A 24,505-nucleotide genomic window follows, 5' to 3' on the forward strand; every position below is an offset into this window, starting at 1 on the left:
TTAACCACCAAATATTATGCGACGACCAGAGAAAACCGCAGTCACCAAAATACACACTTTAATAAAGCCGAATATCCAATCAAAATTCACATAGTCATCAAAATCTTGATTATCGTAATAGGGTAAAGGTAGGGAGAAACTAGGGCGGCTAGCATTAGATAAGTCCAGGTTAAACATGCCGACAATGCCATCAAGAACTGTATCTTTCATTTCCGCCAAATGCTCAGAGGTCATCCCGCCTAAACCGTCAGGATAGCCAGACTCATAAAAGCCCGTACACGAACCCGACTCGATACACGTCCCGCCAACACCTGCACCTGACGTATCCGTATTGGCAACCCCATCTAAGAAATCAGAAATACCAGAAACATCCTCCGCAATCCCATCCATCGAACCCGCAATTAAACCAACTTCATCACCAAGTGCATTGATGGAATTGTTTGTCCTATTCACAGCCGTTGTAATATCGGCGTTAGCTTGCTGAATCAGTGCCTTGGTTTTCTCATAAATCACATTGTCGTTTTTTTGTTGTTCCTGCGTGGTTTGTGAGTTTTTGACAATAGAAGCATTGAGAACCTTTAATTCGTTTCTAATATCAACGCTTGCTTGATTCACATCACCATTTAACGCATGAAGCGAATCGTTAATATCGGCATTCATTCCCTTAATGGCAGACAAAACAGCAGTATCCGTTTCCGGTGTTGTTTCTGGATTTTCCACATCCGGTTTTTCAACATCATCAGGATTGGGATTAGGTAAAGGCGTACTATCACTATCCGGTAAAACACTAGGGTCTTCAATATCGCCCCCCGTTGGATCATCAGGCTTATGATTCGGATCTTCTGGATTAGTTGGGGGCGGTTCCGTTGGCAGATCACCCCAAAAATCATTTCCTGAACATTCAGAGCCATTAAAAGCAAACGTACCGGAACAAGATGAATCAGGCCCAATAGAACCATTATCCAAACCCGCACAAACTGAAGCACCAGAACGAACCATTTCACAACGCATGCCAGAAGAAGAACCATAACAAGCACCTGTTGGAGAACTCCCATAAACATAAGGATGCCAAGTCAATGTACGAGTCTCATCAATACTTTCATAATATTGGCAAGCTGTCTTACAAGAACCATCAGAATTTTCACCAAAATCACACTGAGGCTTTTCACAAAAAGATTGCCACGATTCCGTTTCATCACTACACGAATAAGAAAACTCATTACCCTGAGCCTCACATTCGTTTCGAGCATTTAATATTTCTTCAAGCGTTGAATCTTGTTCACAATATGGAACCAATGATTTACACATTCCAGTTTGATTATCAAAAACCAATCCAGAAGGACAACTAAAAGTGCGCCACGTCCAAATAACAACAGGTGATTTATTGGTATTGCACATTGTTCTAAGTGACGTTGAATATGGCTCAATATAGCAAGTTGTAGACGTTAGACTATCGCCGTAAATATCCTCACCTAACCAACGATCCTCAGCGCAAGCAGTAGCAACGCCAATATTCAAAGGCGTGAATCTATCTCCACCGTTCCAACAATTGGAAATACGATTGGCATGTTGGCTAGAACTTCCAATATATGCAGTAGCATACTGAGTAGAATAAGCGCTAAACGAAACACTGAATAATACGATTAGCGCGGCAATGCTTTGTTTAAAGCTCATAAAAAACACCTATTAAAAAAGGGGCCGAAGCCCCCAATTATTCACTTAAGTTTTTAGCAGCCACAAAACCTGCAAGGCCGCCAAGTAGGGCAAACACTATTAATTGCAAATCATGCAGAGCCATTAACATAAATTACCTTATGCAGATCGAACCGCACGTTTCGCCAATTGGATGCCTTTGAATGCCATAGCGATGCCGATGATAGCGATACCCGCAGCCGTTACCTTTGCAGCAATACCAGCAAAGTCGATAGAAGCCCAAATATCACCGGCACCTTCAGTAGCAAAAGCAGGAGAAGCAAGAAGTGGAGCAGATGCAACGATGCAAGCGTTGCGGAACTTAGAACGAAGTTTCATAAAATGTACCTTATAGAATGTTTACTAATTTAAGCGCGATTTTTATCGCATACGTAGAAGCAAAACCCGCAACAAAGACAGCAGCAAAGCCGCCACTAAAGTACGATGTTGCCTCGATACTGGTTATTTGTGTGTAACTCATCATGTAGTCATATTCGGCTGCGGTAATAGCAACAAAACCACCATCACAAGCTGTTTGAGACATATCAGCAACAACCGCTAAAAAGCCTTGAGCGTTGGGCATTACACAAGTAGGCATAATCAATCACACACAAAAAAATTTATTTCATTGAATCAGCAAAATGCTTTTTGATGGCATCGTCCTGGGGAATCAGTTCCTTCACTTGAACATCCAGTGGATCATCAATATTCACATCAAAACGCAAGTCGTATTCTTTGTTTGGCACAAACGCACGTGTATCAATCAGCTTTTTTGCATAATCCAAATTCATGCGGATTGGCTGTTTGTTAAATGGAATATCCGTGTTTAAACCGATGCCGTATTGCTTGAACTTTTCAACGTCCACCGTTTCCACATTGCGAAGCACTGATAATTCCGCAATCTCCATTCCCGACTTGGGGAAACATTTAATAACTACTGCTGTAATAACTGCCATTGCCTTGACTCTCCAAAGTTAATGTTTTGAGATGAGCGTAAGCGTCAGGAACGCCGAGCTCATTAAAATTAATACGTCGATATTTTTCAGGAATCAGCATTCCAAACGCTTCACCTAAATCGCCTTCAGTCATCGCAATAACTTCAGACAATGCTTTACCGCATTGGCGACGAGCCCAAGCGATACGAGAAAAGAACTCCAAGCCTTGCGCTTTTTTATTCTTTGAAAACTTCACAGGTTCCGCAGGTTCGATACTGGCCGCAAAGTCACACAGACCAGCAAACGCAGAAGCAGGGGTAGCCAACATATCAATGTCGCATTTTTTAAGTTCCACTTCGTTGCGGTACCAAATCACCTCAGGGTCTGTAATCTTTTGTTCGAGCTTTTTGTTGTAGATACGCCAGTAAACCGTTGAAGAACGAGAACCAACAATAGTGGCTTCCTCCATTAACTCACCGGATTCCGTGATGCGCTTATGAGGAACCATTGACGGCCCACGACCACGAGGCGCACTACGAAAAGCGCCGTTGTAAAAACACATTTCTGCATAGCTGCAATTGAAAATTCCGGTGTAATCATCAACCGCCAAATCAAGACGGGCGAGGCGAGTCACACCCAGAACCGTAGCTAACCAGAAATGGATTTTCTGATGGGTTGTCGAATCAAATAACTTGGTACAACCCGTACCATTGATTTGCACAAACACCGTGTCATTGTTGCCACCAATACCGACCAAGCCACATTCAACCGTTCCAGTTTTATCGAAAATGACCATTGAATCTTGATAGCCATGCAGGCCACGACCACGCATTGGCGATAAGCGAAAACCAAAAATCTTATCCATGAACTCATCGAAGCGATGAGCCAAAACCTTACGAACTTTATCTTTGTGTTGAGCCATTGCTTTCTCGATAGCTTCCACCGAACCCGAAGTAGGTTGACGGTACTCAGGCATTTGCAAGTTGATAAAGTCTTGGTCATTCGACTTATCTAAATGGCGTAAGTCACCGTAATTAAACGTGAATGCCAAGTGGTCGATTTTGACAGGGCGAATTTCATCTTTAGATTGCATGAAAGACCCCCTTCAAAAGCAATTCGTTATAATTTTCATCCGTGATTTCAACCAACTGATAAGGGTCATTCCCATAGTGGATATGTAGGAATTGCTCAAACTCACGTTGGCTTTTGAAGAAATTGTGACCCCAAGGAAAATATGCATTGATTCCGATTTGGGGCTCGTTATCGAAATAAATGAAGTCCATGGTTATTCAGCACCTAAATCGTCTAGAGAAGAACGAGCGCAAGAACGAACGACCTCAAAATCAGGAATCATGTTAAACAGTTCGCAGACTTGGAGGTAAGCATCAAAAGAATGAAAAGATACAGTCAAATCAAGTTGCGCAGAGGAAAGCACAGGGAAAAGGTCAGTTGTGTTGGAACCCCAAACTGAAACAGAATGCTCAAGTTCATCAGGTTTCACAAAATTTGATTGAGAAATATGAACACACGATTCACATGAACGAAAAACAATTTTGTAAGCATTCAAGTTATCGTAAGCAACAAAACGAACATTGCCGACAGAGAAAAATTTAATTGCAGAATTATTCGGATTCACTTCGATTAAATTTGACATAACAACCACCTTGACCAGTTGAGAGAGTGACCGCCAAAGCAACACCGTAGGAGTCAAGGCCAAACGGCCCAACCAAGGCGGTCGAATTCGATTTATCGGAACTATAAATCCGAAAAATCGAATTCACAAGATGCGAAAAATCGAACTTATGTAGCTAAAATGGAAGAAATAAGGAGGTGCCCATGTACGCCAATGAACTATTAGATGCCTACAAAAAGGCTCAAAACTACGTACAAGATAAGCAGATTGCACATGATTTGAATCTACAACCAAACAAAGTCAGTAAAATGCGCAAAGGAATTCGCTATGTGACTGATGAAGAAGCCGTTTTCTTAGCTAACGGCGCAGGAATTGACCCTGAGTTAGCATTGTTGGGATGTCACGCTGATCGCAACGATAATCCACACATTAAAGGCATGTGGGAGAACATCGCAAAAAAGTTTAACGGGCTTGGATTATCAGGAATTTCAATGGTTTGTGGCGGGTTTGCGGTAGCGATTTCGAGCCCTCAAGAAGCCTTAGCTCACTACGCATTATGTATATTATGTTAAATATGTTATACACGTATGCGTATTTATTACCTGGTTAGGCTCCTATCCCTCTCAGATTTAAAAATTAAGGGGGTTCTGTGTATACCATTAAACATAATCGCTATTTACCATAAAATAGCTAATATGGATCTATCAATCTGCGATTGCTTGCTCTGCTATTAGCTTTTATCAGTTGTTGTGGTTGTCATCATTGTTTGATCGACTTGTTCTGGGTTTAGTGACCGGCATAAAAAAACGCTCACTATGAGCGCTTTTTTCAATTCTGTTGGTGAATGTAATTCAGCCGCCAGCTAACTTAACCGTCATGCCTTTCTTTTCAAGATGAGCTTTGATCTTATCTCGAGCGTCACCTTGGATTTCGATGTTGCCATCTTTCACTGCGCCACCGCAGCCACAAACTTTCTTAAGTTCTGCTGCAAGTAACTTTAAAGGAGCATCATCCAGATCCAAGCCTGATACAATGCAAACGCCTTTGCCTTTACGGCCTTTAGTTTGGCGTTGAATTCGAACAATGCCGTCGCCCTTAGGACGCTCGACTTTATCTTCTTCTGGTTTGATTCGACCAGTTTCTGTTGAATATACGAGAGTCATACTTCTATTTCTTTAGTTGTTGAGCTTGCATTGCTTTTTGCTTTGCAACCAAATAAGCCTCAATATGGCGTTGAATCGCGGTTTTACCACCTTTAATCAACTTGCCATTGAACATACAGTACCAAGCATTGGGTTCTCCTGTATCATTCTTTATTGTATAGCCGTTAAATACATCAGTTTGTGTGTTGCCATTACTTTGCAGGCGCTGACCAAGAGTCGAAAACTCTTTGGGGTCAATAATTGATGCCGTGTCACACCACCAATCAATGCTTTTTTTTACCGCCGTTAAACTACCTTGTAAAACGTGGTTTTTGATTTTGACTTTCCAAATGCTGCCATCAGGGCCTCCAGATTGGAGAGTAAAACCTCTGTAGTTTGAAATTGCCATGACACTGAATTGTCTTTTCTATTTGTTTATCCAATCATAATAACAACTGAACAATATCTAAATAATAACGAATATTTGTTCGGTAGAATAAAGTTCTGTTGCTATTATTTTTAACACAAAACGTATGACGGTAACGTTAGCTAGATTGCACTATTGATACAATCTTCTAAGAATTCATGGAACTTATGGCCATTATTTTGCAGCATTTTGGGGAACATAGAGATCGGCGTCATCCCTGGGAAGGTGTTGACTTCATTAAGGAAAATTTCACCTTCTTCGGTTAAGAAAAAATCAATACGTGATAAATGACGTAAATTCATTTGTTTAAATACCGTCTCCGATGCCTTGCGAATGTTTTCGATCTGTTCGTCGGTTAAGTTTTTCGCTTCCACTTCGGTTAATGAATGGCTAGTACTGCTGTACTTCTCATCATAGGAGTAGAATGCACCATCAGGGGCAATAACCTCTCCCGGTTTGGTAATATTCAATTGGCCATTCATTTCATAAGCTGCGATTTCTAATTCTCGCGGCTTAACTGACTTTTCAACCAGTACTTGATCGGAATATCCAAACGCATCATTCACCGCTTGAGACACTGCCTCTCTTTGGGTGACACTGTAACAACCAACGGATGACCCTTGTCGTGCCGCTTTGACAAATACTTTACCCCATTTATCAAATGCTTGCAGCGCTTGCTCGTGCGCTGCTTCGTCATTACGAGTAAGGAATAAGTAAGGCGTATTTGCAATGCCGATCGCGTCATACCAAAGCTTCGACGTGATTTTATTGAAACTGTTGCTGCTTGCTTCAGGCCCACACCCTAGGTAAGGAATGCCTGCAATTTCAAACATGGATTGAATATCGCCTGTTTCACCAGGGAAGCCATGGATGCAAGGTACAATGAAGTCGACACTTAGGCTTGTATCATTGGAGCACAGTTGTTTGGTATTGAGGTCTAGATATACCAATTCATCTTGGTTGGTAACCCAACCTTCCGTTTTGATTTCTACGCGTGTGACTTTTACGTTTTCAATTAAATTTAACTGCTGCTCAACAAAGTTCGCAGATAATAGTGAAATCTCATGCTCAGATGAGCCGCCGCCGCATAGTAAGAGAATATTTTTAGTCATGAATCAATCTTTCCGTGATCTACAAAAGATACTATCCAATATGATAAACCTTTAAGTAGTTACGTACAGTTATTTTACTGTGAGGAATACTGTTCGAGCAGGATTTGAGCAAAGTAAAAAGGGAGCGATTTGCTCCCTTGTTATACTCAAGTAACCGCGAGATGCTTGGGTGTATTAGTTCAATTTGTTTAGTGTTGGATAAGCCGAATTTTTAATGGAATCGATGCTCTTAACAAAAGGTTTTAGCTGTTTAAACTGGGCTGGTAGTGTCGAAATTGCCTGTTTTGCTTCAGCACTGGTGGCGTAATCACCATAAAGTACCGAGAACCACTTGGTTCCATTTACCACTTTGTAGTTTTCCCAAATTGGTTGTTTACCTTGTGGCAGTTTACTTGCCAATTGGTCCACTTTCGCTTGCCTACCTACAGCACCAACTTGAATTGTATATCCAAAGCGTTGAACTGCCGCTTGTTGTTCGTTCGGTGGAATGATCTTAACCGGCTTTGCCTGCTCTTGAGGGCTGAGCTTTACGACCTTTTTCTCTTCAGGTTTCGCTGTTATTTTATCGACAGTTGGCTCAACGTCTTGTTCTACTACAGCATTTTCAGATGACATTACTGGTTTAGGTATTGTCTGAGATTCGTAATCTTCTCGGTAGGATTCTGAAGTAACTTCTGTAATATAGGTTTCAGATGCACAAGCAGAAAGTAGTGTTGCCAAACCAATGATTGCGATTTTTTTCATGAAGTAACAAACGCTCTGAATAAATATGACGTCGAATCATGCCGATAGCAGTCTACTTTATCAAGCACCAAACACAATAATCTGCAATTTTGATGTGATGAGTAACACAATCTCTACCAGCCTGGTTTAGATTTGCGCAAATGTAAGGTCGAACCACATTTAAAGCGTAACTTATTCGTTTATGATGAAAAGATGATATGTCCTCAGTCACCGCGAAGGAATCGCCATGAACAAATTACAAAAACTCTTTAAACCGAATTCTGTTGCAGTGATTGGCGCTTCCCCAAAGGAGCTACGTGCTGGGCAAATTGTCATGCGTAATCTGTTGCAAAGTGGATTTGCTGGTGCGATTATGCCAGTCACACCAAAGTATAAATCCGTTTCTGGTGTTATCGCCTATCCAGATGTAGCCTCCCTTCCCTACACCCCTGATATTGCAATCCTCTGTACTAACGTGTTACGCAATAAGCAGCTTTTGAAAGAGCTCGACGAGCGCGGTACTGAGTTCGCTATTGTTATCTCTGACGATATCGAACACCTCGATATGACAGGTTTGCGCATTCGAGTTCTTGGCCCAAACAGCTTGGGCATCATTTTGCCATGGCATCGGTTTAATTGTTCGTTCTCGCCTGTTGCTGCTAAACTAGGAAAAATCGCTTTTATTTCTCAATCTTCTGCGGTGTGTACAACCGTTCTTGACTGGGCAAATGATAAGAATATTGGCTTTTCAGCATTTATTTCTATCGGCGAAGGCCAAGACATCGAGTTTGCTGAGTTACTCGATTATTTAAGTATGGATGCCAATACGGAAGCCATTTTGCTCTATGTTGAGACCATTCGAGATGCTCGTCGTTTTATGTCTGCAGCACGAGCCGCCTCGCGTAACCGACGCATTCTGGTATTAAAGGCCGGACATTCTCCACAAGCTCACGCCCTTGGTCTCCAAGGTGCCGATACTTTGGATATCATCTATGACTCAGCGATTAGAAGAACGGGAATGCTGAGAGTAAGCAATACCCACGAGCTGTTTGCCGCTGTAGAGACGCTCACACACTCGGTTCCACTTCGTGGTGAGCGTCTAGCGATCATCACAAATGGAGGCGGCCCTGCAGTTATGGCCGTCGATACACTCTTTGAGCGAGGAGGGAAACTAGCAACATTAGATGACGCAACAGTAGATCAAATAAAATCGGCTCTTCCAGAGAAGTGGCGTGGTGTTAATCCTATCGACCTCTCTGGAGATGCGACCAAAGCCCGCTACATAGAAACGATTACCGCACTAATGAACAACGACTGTGCAGACGCCATTTTGATCATGCATAGCCCTTCCGCCGTTTCTGATGCAACTGAGACCGCAAAAGCAGTAATTGAAGCGATTAAAGCTCATCCAAGACACCGGCACTTCAATATATTGACCAATTGGTCAGGAGAACAAACCTCACGAGAAGCGCGGTTGGCCTTTACTCATGCTGGCATTCCGACATATCGAACGCCTGAAAGTGCAGTGGTCGCTTATATGCACCTTGTGGAATATCGAAGAAACCAAAAGCAGCTGATGCAAACGCCAACGACGGCAGAACCGTTGCACTCCGGCAGTGTCGATTTAGCAAGACAGTGGGTAGAAGAACAATTACTGGATAAAAACACAGTGTCGTTAGACACTCATCAAAATAGTCCTTTATTTGAGCAATTTGGCTTTAACATATTGCCGACGTGGATTGCTTCTGAGGTATCTGAAGCTGTTCACATGGCGGAGAACATTGGCTACCCGGTCGCGGTAAAATTACGCTCACCTGATATTCCGCACAAGTCAGATGTGCATGGCGTGGCATTGAACTTACGTAATAGCCAAGAGGTGTCGAGTGCAGCACAAGCGATATTGGATACTGCAAAACTTAGCTATCCGTTAGCTAACGTACAAGGCTTACTGGTTCAAGGGATGGCAAAGCTTGGCAGCTCGGAAGAACTGAGGGTTAGTATTAAAGTCGATAAGGTGTTTGGCCCCGTTATTTTACTTGGGCAAGGCGGTTCGGATTGGAATATTACCCAGGACGCGGTTGCAGCATTACCGCCACTCAATATGGCGCTTGCGCGTTACTTAATCGTTATTGCCTTAAAGTCCGGTAAAATTCGTCTACAGAAGCACAAAGATACGCTTGATATTACCGCGCTTTCAAAGTTTCTCGTGCGGTTTTCTCAAATGGCGGTTGAACTACCTGAAATACAATCGCTGGATATTCATCCAGTACTTGTTTCTGGTAGTGAGCTTACCATCATCGATGCCGATGTTACGCTATCAAAATATGAGGGGGATGCTCAACAAAGGCTAGCCATTCGTCCATTCCCTGCTGAATTCGTTGAAACGGTGACTTTGCGTGATGGTCAACCTATCCTATTGCGTCCTATTCTGCCCGAAGACGAACCAACCCATGCGCAGTTTATCAACAGCGTGTCGAAAGAAGATCTATACAACCGCTTTTTCTCTGATGTTGGGGAATTTAATCACGAAGCTTTAGCAAATTTAACTCAAATTGATTACGACCGAGAAATGGCATTTGTTGCAGTGGCATTTGATGAGAGCGGGCCTTTGATTATTGGCGTTGCCCGAGCCCTGATTACACCAGATAACAGTGATGCTGAATTTGCAATCTTGGTTCGATCTGACTTAAAAGGAAAAGGCCTTGGCAAACTGCTTATGCAAAAAATCATCAGCTATTGCAAGATCAAAGGGACTAAGCAAATGTCAGGAATGACAATGCCAACCAACCGAGGAATGTTATCACTGGCACAAAGCTTAGGTTTTGAACTTGATGTTCAGTTTGGTGATGGTACCGCTGATATGGTTCTTACCCTCAACTAAGCGGATTTTACAAAGGATGCGGCTCGGCATCCTTTATTTCTTTTACCACTCAACATGTGACATTGTCACTTTAATTTCCAATTCTTTTTCAAATATTGTACGCACCATGACTTCGCCTCCCCCATGGTGTTCCTCCGCCATGCCAAAATGATGTCCATCGAATGATCTTCAGAGCCCTCTATGCGCTTTAATGCACCTGAATCAATCAAGGGCTGTGAAACTTGACAAGGTACAGTACCGATGCCTAATCCTGAAGTCAGTGCCTCTACCTTAGCTGGGAAGTTAGTGACTGTGAGTCGTGGCTGTTTTTGAGTGATATTTATTGAAAGCGCAGGTTGCTCTCTCGCAGTATCTGCTATGGCGATAATCCGATACTTTTCTCGTGCGTCTGCATTGAATGGACCATTGCGCTTATGTACATAATGATCACTTGCTGCTACCCACTCCATTGTCATTTTGCCAATTTTCTCAGCTTTCACATCGTGAGGGAGTGAGTCGAGCGTAGGACAAATGAGTAAGTCCGCTCGACCAGTATTCAATGACTCCCAACTGCCTGCAAGGATCTCTTCTTGTAACCTTATTCGTGTGGTACTGACCTCTGCTAGCGCATTCACCATAGGAAAGAAGTTTGCAATTGGAATGATACCGTCGAAAGCGATGGTAATGTCCAGTTCCCATCCATTCGCAAGCAATGTCGCATCACCGACCAACTTTTCGCTGGCCTGTAAGATTGCCCTACCTCGCTCAAGAATCAACTGGCCTACTTGTGTAAAATGCGCCTTATGACCAGAGCGATCAAATATCATGATGTCAAGTTCTTGCTCAAGTTTTTGAATTTGATAACTGAGTGATGATGGTGCTCGATCTAGCTCATTCGCCGCAGCAGCAAAACTGCCTCTTCGGTCAATTGCATCAAGTATATGAAGTGCTTCTAAAGTGATGGGGCTTTGCATATTGGTTCACTCCGTGACTTAGTATCCATCACAGTATAAAGACTCTAGTTTCATGATGTAACGGTGCAATTTAGGCCGTTTTTTAGGCATTGGTACGTATCTTTTGCGCTACAAAACAAAAAAGCCAGCTTAATGCTGACTTTTAACAAAAGTTTTCATTTCAAAAATGTTAAGAAAAGAATGAAAAATGAAAACTTACTGTTTTGCCATCTCTTTTTTCACCATTACTGCCGCAGCAACGATAAAAGCGATGATTAGACCAAGCTCCATGAAAGGCTCCGTTAGATTAAAGCAAATTTACGAACAAAATTAAGACGATAATTATTTTATCATTTATATTCGCACTTGCTACCTTTTAACCAGAAATTCACGAATTTATTCGATTTAGATCAAAAAAGGCGCATCGGAGCGCCTTTTTGTTGCAAATTTGTAGTTCGGGTTATTTTAAGCGTCTGGATAACCTTGCGGGTTATTGGATTGCCAACGCCAAGTATCACTCGTCATTTCGTCTAGCGAACGTTCGGCTTTCCACTCCAACTCATTCATCGCTTTTGAAGGGTCCGCCCAACATTCTGCGATATCACCAGGTCGACGCGCTACCAGTTGATAAGGGACCTCTTTACCACACGCTTTTTCGAAGGCTTTTACCATTTCCAGTACGCTGTAACCGTTACCAGTACCAAGATTGTAAATATGAAGGCCTGCTTTTTTACCCACTTTGTCTAGAGCCGCGACGTGCCCATCTGACAAATCCATTACGTGGATGTAGTCACGGACCCCTGTTCCATCTACGGTTGGGTAATCACTACCAAATACCGACAGGAACTCACGGCGACCAACGGCCACTTGCGAGATAAATGGCATCAAGTTATTTGGTATGCCTTGTGGGTCTTCACCAAGCTCACCAGTTGGGTGGGAACCAACTGGGTTAAAGTAACGTAATAGCGTAATGCTCCAATCCGGGTTCGCTTTTTGAAAATCGGTAAGACACTCTTCAACCATCAGTTTGCTTCGGCCATATGGGTTTGTCGCGCTGGTTGGGAAGTTTTCTGTGATTGGAACTGATGCAGGATCGCCATAAACCGTTGCAGAAGAACTAAATACTATGGATTTAACGCCCGCTTCGCGCATTGCATCGACAAGAACTAATGTACCGTTTACATTGTTATCATAATACTCTAGTGGTTTCGCCACTGACTCCCCAACGGCTTTTAAACCGGCAAAGTGAATCACCGCTTCAATATTATGCTTTTTTAGTGCGTCTACAAGTGCCGATTTATCACGGATGTCTGCTTGAATAAATTCAGGCTTTGTGCCGCAGACTTTTTCTATACGTTTTAGAACACTCGCTTTGCTGTTGTACAAATTATCGAGAATCACTGGCGTCATGCCAGCTTCAATCATTTGAATACAAGTGTGGCTGCCGATATAGCCCATACCACCCGTAACAAGTACTTTCATTTAATTATTCCTTCTGACGCGAATCTAAATAGTCTAAAGCTTTAACTAATATTTTTAAACTCTCATTTATAATTCTTGTCTCATAAAAATGGCTTGACCTTTTCCTGCTTTTTTCGCTTGGTACATCGCGGTATCCGCACTCTTCAGAATTTGCAGTGCATCTCGCTCTTTAACGCCAACAAGCTTAACGCCAATGCTCACCCCGACTTTCAGCTGCTCGTTTTTATATTCGATGGGTTCACACACCTTGGCGATCAGTTTCTTTGTAACACGAGTTACTACTTTTTGATCTGTAGGATTAACGATCATAGCAAACTCATCACCAGACAGACGGGCAATTAGGTCATTGTGTCGAGTGACAGAAGTCATACGTTCAGCGACTTGTCTAAGTACTTCATCGCCAGCGTCATGTCCATGGGTATCATTAATGCCTTTAAAGCCATCTAAGTCGAGATAAAGTACAGTAAACTCGTCACGTAAATATGACGATTGTTGCAATAACTTATCCAGTTCAATATGAAACTTTGAGCGGTTCGCAAGCCCGGTGAGTTCGTCGTGATGGGCTAAATGTTCTAATCGTTCCATTTCTTTTACGCTAGAGAGATCGGTTAAGATAATGACCATGTCATACACATGAGGGTCTTCTCCTTTTACGATACGATTCACTTTAGCGAACATCGGGATCAAGCGGCCATTATGATCTTTTTCAATCACTTCCCCTTGCCAGGTTCCATAGTTATGAATTGACTCAATAATGCTTGGCATCATGGTGTGAAGCTTACGCCAACGAATGGACTTAAGAAACGGCTGACCAATTAACTGTTCCGCATCAAGTCCGACAAACCGGGTTACGGCCGGATTCACCATTGTGATTATCCCTTGACCGTTAAGAACGACGAGACCATCTTGGCTATTCTCAAACACTCGTCCTGCTACACGCTCACGATTTATTGCCTCTTCAATTTCCGTGATGTCTTGAATAGCAAAAAGCAAATAACCGTGATCGGTTAACCGACGGCTCGTTAAGCTCAATTGCTGTTCTTTTTTCTCACTTTGAATCGGAACGTCATCGTACTCTAAACCGTGTGCCAAAATTTGGTTCAATTTGATCGCCGTTTTAATTTTGATTAAATCGCTGATATTGTATTTGGTTAGATTATGAGCGCTTATCTTAAATATGGTATGTGTGGCGACATTGCAGTGGACGATTCGCCCTTCATTGTCGGTCACAATCAATGCATATTGAACGGCATCAATCACCGCGTCAGAAAATGTTTTCTGTTGTTCTAATGCATCTAATCGTTTTTGAAGTTGCGTTTCTCTCATTTGGCGGCAATTTGTCATGGTATTGAACGACGCAATCAATCGCCCAACTTCATCTTTCGAACCCCGTTCCTTTGGACCACGCATATGATGTCCATCAGCAAAATCTTGCATTGCACGGTCAAGCGCCACAAGTGGGCGTAGGACTTTTCTTTCTATGGTGATGTAAGATAGAACGACGACAACGATCAATATGATCAAAAACAGCTCGCCATTTTGAACAATCGAATCTTTTAGATCTAAGATTGAGTGATCAGACAAAGTGATACGCACGGTCCCTATCCGCTGCCCTTGATACACGATAGGTTCATAAATATTGAGGTAACGAGCTGATAATGCGTTAAGAAGCGTGTCGAAGCGGCTGATGTCACGAATGTTGTGCGCTGGTGGAAATGCCCCGTTGAGATCGAAAATGGCAAAAGGCTGATCATGTTGATCATATAACTTAACGAGCGATACGTTGGGATCATTCAACAGACCGACCAATAGCGAATAGACTTGTTGCTTGTTCTTTTCGGCTAGCGCAGCTTTAATTGAGTGTGAAACATCACTAATGAGTAGTTTCGTCTGCTCAGACATTTCCTTCTTTGCAGACTGGTAAGCGATGTTTAACGTATAAGCGTGTGTTGTAACAAAGATGGCCGCAATGGATATAAGAATTGGCCATATTAGCTTTGCTCGTAATGACATATATATTCCTGTTGCAAAAACAATTAAACCCACATAAGAATTGTTATGCAAACTATCGCACTAATAAGCCAATAGAGTAACATGACATGATACGAAATGAAGCTAAAATTCCCAGAAATTAGTGTGTTACCGTATGAATTATTGGATAATTAGGTTGATATCAATGTGCAGACTGAAAATTAGAACCCATCTTCACAAACAGCGAACTTTGTCACGGAATACAAACCATTTTTCCTGCATTTTTAACCAATAATTAAGCGTATGACATTGAATAAACAGCAACTCACACTAAATTGCGATATGGGCGAAAGTTTTGGCAGCTGGACTATGGGAGCTGATGAGAACGTCATGCCTCATGTCGATATGGCCAATATTGCCTGTGGTTTTCATGCCTCTGATCCTAATGTCATGCATAACACGATTGCTTTGGCGAATCAGTTCGACGTCGATATCGGCGCACATCCCGGCTACCCAGATCTGCAAGGTTTTGGGCGACGCAGTCTCAATCTGAATAATGATGAAATTACTAATATGATCATTTACCAAGTTGGGGCTCTACAAGCTTTGTGCCGTGCTCAATACACCGATATTAGTTACATCAAACCTCATGGCGCGCTATACAACGACATGATGGCAAATGATAAAGTGCTCCTCGCGGTCGTTAAGGCTGCGGCACAATTTAAAGTGCCATTGATGATTCTTGCCTCACAAGAAAATGAGAGATACTTAGAGATTGCAGACGATTTTGATGTCCCTCTTCTGTTCGAGGCATTTGCTGACCGCTTGTATCAAGATGATGGAATGCTAACACCACGCACGCACCCAAATGCTGTTCTTAACAGTGAGCATGCGATACTTGAGCAAGTGAAAATGTTAGCTGGTTCAGGAAGAGTTAAAACGACCTCTGGCCGTTATATATTGCTTGAGGCCGATACGATTTGTGTTCATGGGGATAACGAAGAATCCATCGCGTTAATCCAAAAGATTCGCCAGAGTCTCTATACTGGAGGAAGTTAATGAAACAAGGGCTGTTTTTTATCTCACCAATATCGGAATGTAATATATTGATTCGTTTTGATAGCAGTGTATCCGTCGAGCATGTGGGTGAAGTAGCCCACCAAATCGTCGAAAAATTCAGTGCCATTATTATGAATGTGGTCCCTTCGTATCGGACCATATTGATTGACTATCTGCCTTTTAGAATTCAAGAATCCCATCTTTTAAATCAACTCCAGCACATGCTTAATGAGTTCAATGTCCAATCTTTGGATAATAAACAGCCCAATACGATTTCTATACCGGTCTATTATTCTGAACAAACCGCACTGGACCTAAATCGTTTTATAAGTAAAGGCCTATCACTTGAAGCATTGATTGAAGCCCATACAAAGCCCGTTTATACCGTGTCTGCAATTGGTTTTTCACCGGGCTTCGCTTATCTATCCGATGTTATCAACGAACTGCATATGCCAAGGTTAAAAACGCCAAGAACACATTTACCCGCCGGTAGCGTTGGCATCGCGGATTCTAAAACCGCAGTTTATCCGTCAGACAGTCCTGGCGGATGGAACATTATTGGTCGTAGCCCAATGAATCTATTTTCTGATTGCCCGCCATTCATCCCTTTTGAGGTTGGTGACAACGTCACATTTAGACCAATATCGAGACAAGAATTTATTCATTTGGGAGGAAAATTATGAGCCAGCCGGCACTATTGGTTGAAAAACCGGGTACATTATCTTTAATCCAAGATTTTGGACGCTTCGGTCTTGCACATATTGGTATAACGCAAGGCGGCCCAGTCGATGACTATGCATACAGTTGGTCTAATCACTTATTAAATAACCCTGTAAACTGCTCGGTCATTGAGATTACTCTAGGTAACGCGAGTTTTAAGGCTCTTGAAGATTGCCATCTCGCCATATGCGGCGGTGATTTGAATGCCACGATAGATGACACCCCTATTCCAAACTGGTCTGATTTTTGTTTGAGACAAGGCCAAACGCTGCGTTTTGGTCTCGCTAAAAATGGCTTGCGCGCCTACCTCGCCGTAAGAGGCGGGTTTCACGTTACAAAGCATTTGGGAAGTACCGCAACGGTTGCACGAGAATCGCTAGGAGGATTAGATCAAAAAGGCAGTGCATTGAAAACAGGTGATGTGTTGCCTTTTGCCTCTCACTCGCTGCCGACAACCAAACCAAGGCAAATGACATTTCGTTTTAAGCCGGATTACAACTTACCAATGAAACTGCGGGTCATTGAAAGTTACCAGTGTGACGATTTTTCTCAAGAGGCTAAGCTGGCGTTTTATGATGGCTCATTTACCATTTCCTCAAACTCGGATCGCATGGGATATCGGCTTAAAGGTCCGTCGGTAGTGCCTCCCTATGAGAGGATGTTATCAGAAGGCATAGCACTTGGTTCAATACAGCTACCTAGTGATGGAAACCCCATCATCTTACTCAATGATCACCAGACTATCGGCGGCTACCCTAAGCTGGGGTGCGTCGCAAGGATCGATTTACCAAGGCTAGCGCAGGCAAAGCCTGGCCAAATGGTAAGCTTTATCAAAGGGGATAGAGAAGGCTTGCAAGACGTGTGGTGCCAATGGGCTCAGTTTTTTGGCTACTGAGCCCCGCCTCTGTAGGTTGAATACTACATTCCGTAGCGTTCAGCCAGCGCCTTCGGGTAACCTCGCTGTTGAGTTAACGTAATCGCGAACTCCTCAACTTCCTTTGCGCTCCAATGAACCGCAATCGGGTGCTGCCTTTCAATATGTACACTAGGTTCAATATCAAACCAACGCTGAGCAATTTTTTGCGCTGCAAGTAGCGTTGAGGACGCTTTCACCACTTCAATACGAGCGTAATGATTGTCTTCAAAGGTCACATCTGCCGCCCTTAACACGGGGTCAGTACCAGGAATTTGTTGTGCGCCAAACAACGCTTTGCCTCCCTTTACGGCCGTTTGATAACCCGGAACAAATTGAGACATATGTTGGATAGCGTTATCGGTTCTTTCTTCCAAGATCTCTTCTCGCCAACCTTGACGGATCTTAGTCAGTAATCGAGTTGGCAACGCCGGTTGCGCTGACTCACCCGTACTACCGACTAAACCGTCCTCAAACAAAGTAATGCCTTTGGTCATACCATGTAACTGAAAATAACCGTCTCCATAGGGCGTTAGCTGCGCCATCCCTTTATCAGTGCCTCGGGGGCCATGGAAAATTACTTCTGGCCATTGTTGGGTACAATCATGCCATTGGGTGACGTATGCAGCTTTGAATTCGACCAATCGATCTCGTTTTGCACCAATCGAGTTATCAACGGTCCCCGTTTCAAAGCCACAGGCATTCACTAAATAATCACAACAAATTGTTTGTTCAACGCCTTTATTATCAAACATTAATTCCCAGTGTTTGCCTTGCCAATCGGTATGTTTCAGCTCTGCTTCAGTGTATACCTGTACATTTGGTAGTTGCGCTAAAGTCAAATTGGCTATTGCAGCTAAACGAAATACACTCCAACCATACTCCTGAACAACGACAACCGGGTATTTCAACGCGTCCAGATTAGCGTGCTGTGCAAATGGTATGCACCATTCGTCTAAGCTGTTAGGGCTCTCTGGTTGAGTTCGCTTCGCCAACTCCATCAAATCATCTTTCGAGTAAAGCTTATAATATTGCTCTGGCTCACCAAGTACTTGGTGAGCTTTATCTTTTAATACGAGGGCCTGGTAAGCGCTCTTGATACTTTTGAGACGAGGAATCAGTGCTTCAGGATCACCACCATCTGAATGCGGCACCGCAATGACCGTTGGTCGAATGTTTAATGAATGCGGATATAACCGAATCGTATCAATAGATTGATTGAGTAAATCTAAACACTGCTGCTCGGAGATTTCACGATACAAGTTGCCACCAGCATGTAGATGGCAGATGGGAGGACCATTAACTAACGACACGCCTTTTTCGATTACGGATACTTGAAAGCCTAGCTCTGCAAAGTGAATGGCTGCGGTTGCACCTGCAACCCCCCCCCCTACAACGGCTATGTGATTATGTTTACAATTTGGAAACTCAGACTTCATGGCTTCACTGACAATATTTAAGGAGATGGGTCATTCCCTGCTCATCCAAAGAGACGTAATTCTACGGGAATGATCGAGTCATAATCGTGGATTCTACTCGGGATTGGGAGTGATTAAAATCCCAAAAACTTCATGGGTTTGCGTTTGCAATAAATGTACGCATAAAATTGCATTCAAGAGCAAAATAATTCGAAAAAAATACTTGACGAGACGATTGGGAAAACGAATTTTTACTCTAATGTGAATAACAAATTTGCGCCATGCCACATGGAATAAAGCCTCCGGAAACGCACCCCATTTTAGCCATTTTAGTTATCCCAAAAGTTATCCACTGTTTTTGTGGATAACTGGAATAAAAACGTCGTGACGTGCTTGTTGAATTTCTAACCGACGATGAATTAAGTGCTTACCGGCGTTAGCAATCTTTTTATTAAACTCATAACAACCAGAGCCAATACAACGAAGGTAGCCAAAGGCAAAGCTATCCACAATTCAGGGTGAATCTGTGCATTAAGATCAAAGCCATAGTGCATCACTGCAGCCACACAGGTTTCGGCTGCAATCACAGCAACGCCACTTGCAACTAAAGCCATGATACCGTATTCCACCCACAGCGTTGTATTGATACGCTTCTTACTTGCTCCCAATGTTCGGTACAGTCGAATCTCCTGTTGTCGCTGAGATAAGCTCAAATGCAATAAAGTAAAGATGAGCAGGAGGCCTGCAGCCACCCCTAATAAAGCTAAAATGGTAATTGCAGACACAATTTGTTGAATCAAGGCCTGAATTTTTTCCCCCATCGTTCGTATATCTAATATCGACACCGTCGGATGAGATCGAGCCATAGAAGTCAGTAAGGTTTGATTGTCTTCATTAATACGATAACTGATGAGATATGAGCCAGGTAAACTCGCCATCACGTCCTTTGAGAAAATGAAATAGAAGTTCGGCTTCATATCTCGCCACTCTACATGGCGGATCGTATCAACCTTCGCCTCAAAGGTTTGGCTATTAATGACAAACGTTAAGCGATCACCGAGTTCAATGCCTAAATCTTGGGCCACCTCAGCTTCTACAGAGACACTGGCTTGATTTGTCCACGTACCGGAAATCACATCGTTGTACTCTGGGAGTTTATCACCCCAAGTTAGATTCAACTCTCGACGAATCGCGTCAGAGCCTTGACCTCCATAGTCTATCTCTTTCACGTTATCGCCATTTATTTCAGTCAAGCGGCCTCGAATGATTGGATAAGCTTGGGAACGTATTACATTATTTTTGTCTAACGTTTCCAAATAGCTACCAAGCTCGTAATCCCCAATGTTCAGTGCAAACACGTTAGGCGCATCAGCAGGAAGTGTTCTCGACCAGTCGGCCAAAATATCGCTACGAACGAGCCAAATGATGGACAATAACATTAACGAAAGCGCAAGCGCACCAAACTGTAAACCGCTCGTCACAGGAGTACGGTTGATTCGACTAAGCGCAAGGTTTAGTGCTGGGTGATTAGACACTCCAGCAAATAATTTCGTCAATGCGACACTCACTGCAGCCAAAACAACAAACAGCACGGCAATTCCACCAAGAACTATCCAGACTAACGTGTTGTTAGCATATAGCAACAGTAACGGCACTAAGGGGACGAGTATCAAAAGCATCCGTTTCCAAGAACGTTGGCTCCCCCCCTGCTGAAGGACTTCTATTGCAGGCGTTTTTATCAATCCAAGTAAAGGAATTCCAAGTGCAGGCACGGTAATTAATACCGCAGAGGCGACCGCCACCAAAAGCGGGGTGACACCGTAACCTGGCAGCGGATTAGGCAGCAAATCTTTAAGTGGAATTCTAAGCAAGAACTCCAAGCCACTGCCAAGCAACAAGCCGGTAAGACTTCCACTTAACAATAATATCGTGACTTGAATGAACAACCATTTCTCTATCCAGCGCCGGCTTGCACCGAGGCTTTTCAGCATCGCTATCGTTTGAGTACGGCTGCTAACGTAACTTTGACAGGTTAATACCAAGGTTGTTGCCGCCATAATGATGACAATCGCAACGGTCAATGAAAGGTACTGAATAGTGCGTTCAAAGACTTCATTACTGCGACTGGCGGTATCTTGTGTGCGCCAACGATCACTTGGAGTCAGTTCTATGTTGTCCTGCAATTGGGCCAACGTTGGGTCGTCAACCTTTAAGAACAGCCGATATTGTACTCGACTACCAACTTGGATTGCTCCGGTCTTTTCCACATCACTCTTGTGAATATAAGCCGAAGGCATTTGTTGGAAAGGATTAAAGCTGAGCCCTGGTTCCATCAGTACCGCACCTGACACTGTAAAGTCAGCATCGCCAATCGTGACAGTGTCACCAACGTCTACTTCCAATTGCGCCATAATTCGTTCATCAAGCCACAATTGCTGTGGTTTCACGTGCCCAGCAGTTTCATTGCCTAGAACCAAATCGCCCATCAGTGGGTACGCTTCATCCACTGCTCGAACCGAAATTAGCTGCATACCACTTTCGCTAAATGCCATCGACGCGAAGCGGATCATCAATGAACGCTCTAGTTCAGCAGTAGACTCTAACAAGGGGGCTGGAATCGGATTGGCAGACACAAATACGGCGTCGGCCGTGAGAGCATCCTTCCCCTGCTTAACGATGACTTGCTCCATACGTTCAGCCAGTGCAGAAAGCGCAAAAATGCTAGCGATGACCAAGACCAATGCGATAATGATAGGCCAAAGATTTCCTTGACGGATTTCGCCCCAACTCCAACGAATTAAGCTTTGATTGGGGGAGCACTTTGTTTGGCCCCCACGCTTAGGGGATGTGGATTCGCTCGATGACACTATGGACATACCACTTCCTCCTTAATTTCACCCGCTTCCATTCGATAAATACGATCACAACGGCTTGCTAAATGGCTATCGTGAGTGACGAGAATCAGTGTCGTGCCATGCTGCTCATTAAGCTCAAACAGCAATTCAATCACTTTTTCTGCCGTCTGATGATCTAAATTTCCAGTCGGCTCGTCGGCAAATAGAAGTTCAGGCTGGGTCATAAATGCCCGAGCGAGTGCAACACGTTGTTGTTCTCCACCTGAAAGCTGACTTGGTAAATGGTTAAGACGCTTTTCTAACCCAACGGCACTCAACAATTGTCTTGCTCTTGCGTCATCTTCAGCCTCTCCACGTAAAAGACAAGGTAGAGTGACATTACTCAGCGCGCTGAGACTAGGTATTAATAAAAAGCTCTGAAACACGAAGCCAAGAGAGTCTGCACGAATCTTTGCCCGCGCTTCGTCATCCAGTTTAGACAGTGGGTGACCGAGCAATGTAATTTCACCTTCCGAAGGTGTATCAAGGCCAGATAGCAACGTCATCAACGTTGACTTACCTGCTCCTGATGTCCCTACAATGGCAATCTTTTCTCCCTTTCTAATGCCAACATTTACATTTTTAAGGATTGTTAATTGTTCTTGATTAGTAGAGACTTGTTTAGAAACTAAATTCGCTTGAACAATAGGCGCTTTGAGTACAGGTGTTTGCATGATTCGTATACTTTCCTTAGTTCTCGTTTTTTTTCTTTCCGCTACAGCACAAGCGAGCGAGAAACTTCTTGTATTAGGCGATAGCTTAAGTGCTGGCTATCAAATGTCGATTGAAGAGAGTTGGCCTAGCTTACTCCCAGATGCATTGTTAGAACATGGCCAAGATGTAACCGTTGTTAATGGCAGTATCTCCGGAGATACCACCGGCAATGGCTTAGCGCGTTTACCTCAACTCCTTGAACAGCACTCTCCAGACCTCGTCCTTATTGAGCTAGGAGCCAATGATGGTCTTCGAGGCTTCCCTCCTAAACTTATTACGTCAAACCTGTCGAAAATGATTACGATGATCAAAGATTCCGGTGCGAATGTGATCATGATGCAAATTCGTGTCCCACCTAACTATGGTAAGCGCTACAGCGAGATGTTTTATAACATATACCCTACATTAGCTGAGCATCAGAAAATCACATTAATGCCATTTTTCTTAGAGCAACTTGTCATAAAACCAGAGTGGATGATGCCAGATGGTTTACACCCTAAATCGGAAGCACAACCCTGGATCGCTGATTTTGTTGCGCAAGAACTGATTAAACATCTCTAATTTTAATGGTCTAGCTCAATAAGTTTTACTTAATTTTACGTTAATCTCATCCTATTCCACTCACCAGGGTCAGATAATAAAAATGCAAATAGAACCAATAATTCAAGGTGTTGTCGCTCGTTCAGCGCATCCATATGGTTGCCACGCTGCTATTAAAGAGCAAATTAATTTCGTAAAACAAGCCCCACAAATCAAACAAGGCCCTAAGCGTGTTTTGATCATTGGTGCTTCTTCAGGCTTCGGATTGGCCGCTCGTATCGCCCTTACCTTCGGGGGTGCTGCAGCCGATACTATCGGTGTTTCATTTGAACGTGGCCCCTCAGACAAAGGGGTTGGCAGTGCTGGTTGGTACAATAATATCTACTTCAAAGAAGAAGCGATTCATCACGGCCGCACTGCAATAAATATCGTCGGAGATGCATTCTCAGATTCAGTTCGCAATCAAGTCATTGAAGCGATTGAAACCTACTTTGAAGGTGAAGTCGATTTGGTGATTTATAGTTTGGCGACCGGCGTTCGTCCAAAACCAAATTCAGACACGTTTTGGCGCAGCGTTATCAAACCAATTGGCGAGTCGATTTCAGGTGCTTCTATTATTTTAGAAAATGACCAGTGGGTTGAGTCAACGTTAGAACCTGCAACCGAAGAAGAAGCTGAGGCCACTGTTAAAGTAATGGGTGGTGATGATTGGGAGAGCTGGATCGATACCTTGATTAACTCCGAATCCATTGCTCAAGGTTGTAAGACGATTGCTTTCTCCTATATGGGGCCTGAAGTGACCCATCCTATCTACCTAGACGGTACACTTGGCCGCGCAAAGGTTGACCTACACCAAACAAGCCATGCGTTGAATCTAAAGCTTGCTAACTTTGATGGTGGCGCCTACGCCACTGTATGTAAGGCATTGGTAACTAAAGCGAGTGTGTTTATTCCTGCATTGAGCCCTTATCTACTCGCTCTGTACCGTGTTATGAAGAAAAAAGGCACCCACGAAGGATGCATTGAACAGATGCAGCGATTGTTTACCACCAAACTATATGGACAAGAAAAAATCCCAGTTGACAGCGAACGTCTGATACGAATCGATGAGTTAGAACTTGCTAGCGATGTTCAACTAGAAGTAAGCCACCTACTTGATGAAATGAACGAGTGCAATTTTAAACAAATCGGTGACTACGAAGGATTTAAAGACGAATTCATGAAACTGAATGGGTTCAACTTTGAAAACGTTGATTACTCGCAAGAAATATCTTTGAAATCCTTGAAAACGCTTAAGCCATAGTCGAAGACAATCAC

At 43.3% G+C, this 24,505-nt stretch carries 24 protein-coding genes; 7 read left to right on the forward strand and 17 right to left on the reverse strand.

Annotated elements, in window-relative coordinates; translation table 11 throughout:
- The 7 genes from AK966_RS07735 to AK966_RS07765 all read right to left on the reverse strand — a co-directional run bounded on the left by AK966_RS07735 (position 1) and on the right by AK966_RS07765 (position 4,281).
- The gene (locus tag AK966_RS07735) at positions 1–1,674 is read right to left on the reverse strand and encodes a methyl-accepting chemotaxis protein (RefSeq protein WP_119463880.1); all 1,674 of its coding nucleotides are present in this window, start codon (positions 1,672–1,674) and stop codon (positions 1–3) included.
- Between the two features lie 138 nt (positions 1,675–1,812).
- Positions 1,813–2,031 (reverse strand): phage coat protein, encoded by a 219-nt coding sequence (locus tag AK966_RS07740; protein WP_119463881.1) that lies wholly within the window; start codon positions 2,029–2,031, stop codon positions 1,813–1,815.
- Positions 2,032–2,041: 10 nt separating this feature from the next.
- Positions 2,042–2,290 carry a single-stranded DNA-binding protein gene (locus AK966_RS07745; RefSeq protein WP_119463882.1) on the reverse strand — a complete coding sequence of 83 codons (249 nt, stop codon included), beginning with the start codon at positions 2,288–2,290 and terminating at the stop codon, positions 2,042–2,044.
- Positions 2,291–2,312: 22 nt separating this feature from the next.
- The gene (locus tag AK966_RS07750; protein ID WP_119463883.1) at positions 2,313–2,648 is read right to left on the reverse strand and encodes a DUF1293 domain-containing protein; all 336 of its coding nucleotides are present in this window, start codon (positions 2,646–2,648) and stop codon (positions 2,313–2,315) included.
- Complete coding sequence (locus AK966_RS07755) at positions 2,620–3,720, reverse strand: replication initiation factor domain-containing protein (RefSeq protein ID WP_119463884.1); 1,101 nt, start codon at positions 3,718–3,720, stop codon at positions 2,620–2,622. The genes AK966_RS07750 and AK966_RS07755 overlap by 29 nt, the downstream gene beginning before the upstream one ends.
- On the reverse strand, positions 3,710–3,910 hold the full coding sequence (locus tag AK966_RS20120; protein WP_119463885.1) for a hypothetical protein: 201 nt from the start codon (positions 3,908–3,910) through the stop codon (positions 3,710–3,712). Before AK966_RS20120 ends, AK966_RS07755 begins: the two co-directional genes overlap by 11 nt.
- 2 nt (positions 3,911–3,912) lie before the next feature.
- A complete protein-coding gene (locus AK966_RS07765; protein ID WP_119463886.1) occupies positions 3,913–4,281 on the reverse strand; it encodes a hypothetical protein in 369 nt (122 codons plus the stop codon).
- Between the two features lie 182 nt (positions 4,282–4,463).
- Here AK966_RS07765 and AK966_RS07770 point away from each other — a divergent pair, with 182 nt between their 5' ends.
- Entirely contained in the window at positions 4,464–4,832 is a 369-nt protein-coding gene (locus tag AK966_RS07770; RefSeq protein WP_119463887.1) for a DUF3693 domain-containing protein, read from the forward strand.
- Between the two features lie 279 nt (positions 4,833–5,111).
- On the opposite strand, the gene yciH is transcribed toward AK966_RS07770, so the two are convergent.
- The 4 genes from yciH to AK966_RS07790 form a co-directional block, all read right to left on the reverse strand.
- Positions 5,112–5,423 carry a stress response translation initiation inhibitor YciH gene (gene yciH, locus AK966_RS07775; protein ID WP_099077755.1) on the reverse strand — a complete coding sequence of 104 codons (312 nt, stop codon included), beginning with the start codon at positions 5,421–5,423 and terminating at the stop codon, positions 5,112–5,114.
- Positions 5,424–5,427: 4 nt separating this feature from the next.
- Positions 5,428–5,811, reverse strand: a complete 384-nt coding sequence (locus AK966_RS07780; protein WP_099077754.1) for a DUF3319 domain-containing protein — start codon at positions 5,809–5,811, stop codon at positions 5,428–5,430.
- 140 nt (positions 5,812–5,951) lie between these two features.
- Positions 5,952–6,941 carry a D-alanine--D-alanine ligase gene (locus tag AK966_RS07785; protein ID WP_099077753.1) on the reverse strand — a complete coding sequence of 330 codons (990 nt, stop codon included), beginning with the start codon at positions 6,939–6,941 and terminating at the stop codon, positions 5,952–5,954.
- 174 nt (positions 6,942–7,115) lie between these two features.
- Entirely contained in the window at positions 7,116–7,685 is a 570-nt protein-coding gene (locus AK966_RS07790) for an SPOR domain-containing protein (protein ID WP_119463888.1), read from the reverse strand.
- A 226-nt stretch (positions 7,686–7,911) separates the two neighbouring features.
- Here AK966_RS07790 and AK966_RS07795 point away from each other — a divergent pair, with 226 nt between their 5' ends.
- Positions 7,912–10,545, forward strand: a complete 2,634-nt coding sequence (locus AK966_RS07795; protein WP_119463889.1) for an acetate--CoA ligase family protein — start codon at positions 7,912–7,914, stop codon at positions 10,543–10,545.
- Between the two features lie 65 nt (positions 10,546–10,610).
- Here AK966_RS07795 and AK966_RS07800 read toward each other — a convergent pair whose 3' ends face one another.
- The 3 genes from AK966_RS07800 to AK966_RS07810 all read right to left on the reverse strand — a co-directional run bounded on the left by AK966_RS07800 (position 10,611) and on the right by AK966_RS07810 (position 14,972).
- Entirely contained in the window at positions 10,611–11,498 is an 888-nt protein-coding gene (locus AK966_RS07800) for a LysR family transcriptional regulator (protein ID WP_119463890.1), read from the reverse strand.
- A 444-nt stretch (positions 11,499–11,942) separates the two neighbouring features.
- The gene (gene galE / locus AK966_RS07805) at positions 11,943–12,959 is read right to left on the reverse strand and encodes a UDP-glucose 4-epimerase GalE (RefSeq protein ID WP_099077748.1); all 1,017 of its coding nucleotides are present in this window, start codon (positions 12,957–12,959) and stop codon (positions 11,943–11,945) included.
- Between the two features lie 66 nt (positions 12,960–13,025).
- Positions 13,026–14,972 carry a diguanylate cyclase domain-containing protein gene (locus AK966_RS07810; protein WP_119463891.1) on the reverse strand — a complete coding sequence of 649 codons (1,947 nt, stop codon included), beginning with the start codon at positions 14,970–14,972 and terminating at the stop codon, positions 13,026–13,028.
- A 261-nt stretch (positions 14,973–15,233) separates the two neighbouring features.
- Here AK966_RS07810 and AK966_RS07815 point away from each other — a divergent pair, with 261 nt between their 5' ends.
- From AK966_RS07815 to AK966_RS07825, 3 genes are read left to right on the forward strand one after another with little or no spacing between them, the layout of a single operon-like run.
- Complete coding sequence (locus AK966_RS07815; protein WP_099077746.1) at positions 15,234–15,989, forward strand: 5-oxoprolinase subunit PxpA; 756 nt, start codon at positions 15,234–15,236, stop codon at positions 15,987–15,989.
- On the forward strand, positions 15,989–16,672 hold the full coding sequence (locus AK966_RS07820) for an allophanate hydrolase subunit 1 (RefSeq protein WP_099077745.1): 684 nt from the start codon (positions 15,989–15,991) through the stop codon (positions 16,670–16,672). The genes AK966_RS07815 and AK966_RS07820 overlap by 1 nt, the downstream gene beginning before the upstream one ends.
- Positions 16,669–17,604 (forward strand): biotin-dependent carboxyltransferase family protein, encoded by a 936-nt coding sequence (locus AK966_RS07825; protein ID WP_119463892.1) that lies wholly within the window; start codon positions 16,669–16,671, stop codon positions 17,602–17,604. Before AK966_RS07820 ends, AK966_RS07825 begins: the two co-directional genes overlap by 4 nt.
- Positions 17,605–17,627: 23 nt before the next feature.
- Here AK966_RS07825 and AK966_RS07830 read toward each other — a convergent pair whose 3' ends face one another.
- The 3 genes from AK966_RS07830 to AK966_RS07840 form a co-directional block, all read right to left on the reverse strand.
- Positions 17,628–19,061 carry an FAD-dependent oxidoreductase gene (locus AK966_RS07830; protein ID WP_119463893.1) on the reverse strand — a complete coding sequence of 478 codons (1,434 nt, stop codon included), beginning with the start codon at positions 19,059–19,061 and terminating at the stop codon, positions 17,628–17,630.
- A gap of 398 nt (positions 19,062–19,459) precedes the next feature.
- Positions 19,460–21,916 (reverse strand): ABC transporter permease, encoded by a 2,457-nt coding sequence (locus tag AK966_RS07835; RefSeq protein WP_099077742.1) that lies wholly within the window; start codon positions 21,914–21,916, stop codon positions 19,460–19,462.
- Positions 21,907–22,608, reverse strand: a complete 702-nt coding sequence (locus AK966_RS07840; protein ID WP_119463894.1) for an ABC transporter ATP-binding protein — start codon at positions 22,606–22,608, stop codon at positions 21,907–21,909. The genes AK966_RS07835 and AK966_RS07840 overlap by 10 nt, the downstream gene beginning before the upstream one ends.
- On the opposite strand from AK966_RS07840, the gene AK966_RS07845 reads away from it, so the two are divergent.
- Both AK966_RS07845 and fabV read left to right on the forward strand, forming a co-directional pair.
- A complete protein-coding gene (locus tag AK966_RS07845; protein WP_099077740.1) occupies positions 22,607–23,209 on the forward strand; it encodes an arylesterase in 603 nt (200 codons plus the stop codon). The two genes, AK966_RS07840 and AK966_RS07845, sit on opposite strands and share 2 nt — an antisense overlap.
- Before the next feature lie 82 nt (positions 23,210–23,291).
- Positions 23,292–24,491 carry an enoyl-ACP reductase FabV gene (gene fabV / locus AK966_RS07850; protein WP_119463895.1) on the forward strand — a complete coding sequence of 400 codons (1,200 nt, stop codon included), beginning with the start codon at positions 23,292–23,294 and terminating at the stop codon, positions 24,489–24,491.
- The last annotated feature ends 14 nt before the right edge of the window (positions 24,492–24,505 follow it).

The sequence above is a fragment of the Vibrio sp. PID23_8 genome (genome assembly GCF_003584965.1).
GTDB lineage: Bacteria > Pseudomonadota > Gammaproteobacteria > Enterobacterales > Vibrionaceae > Vibrio.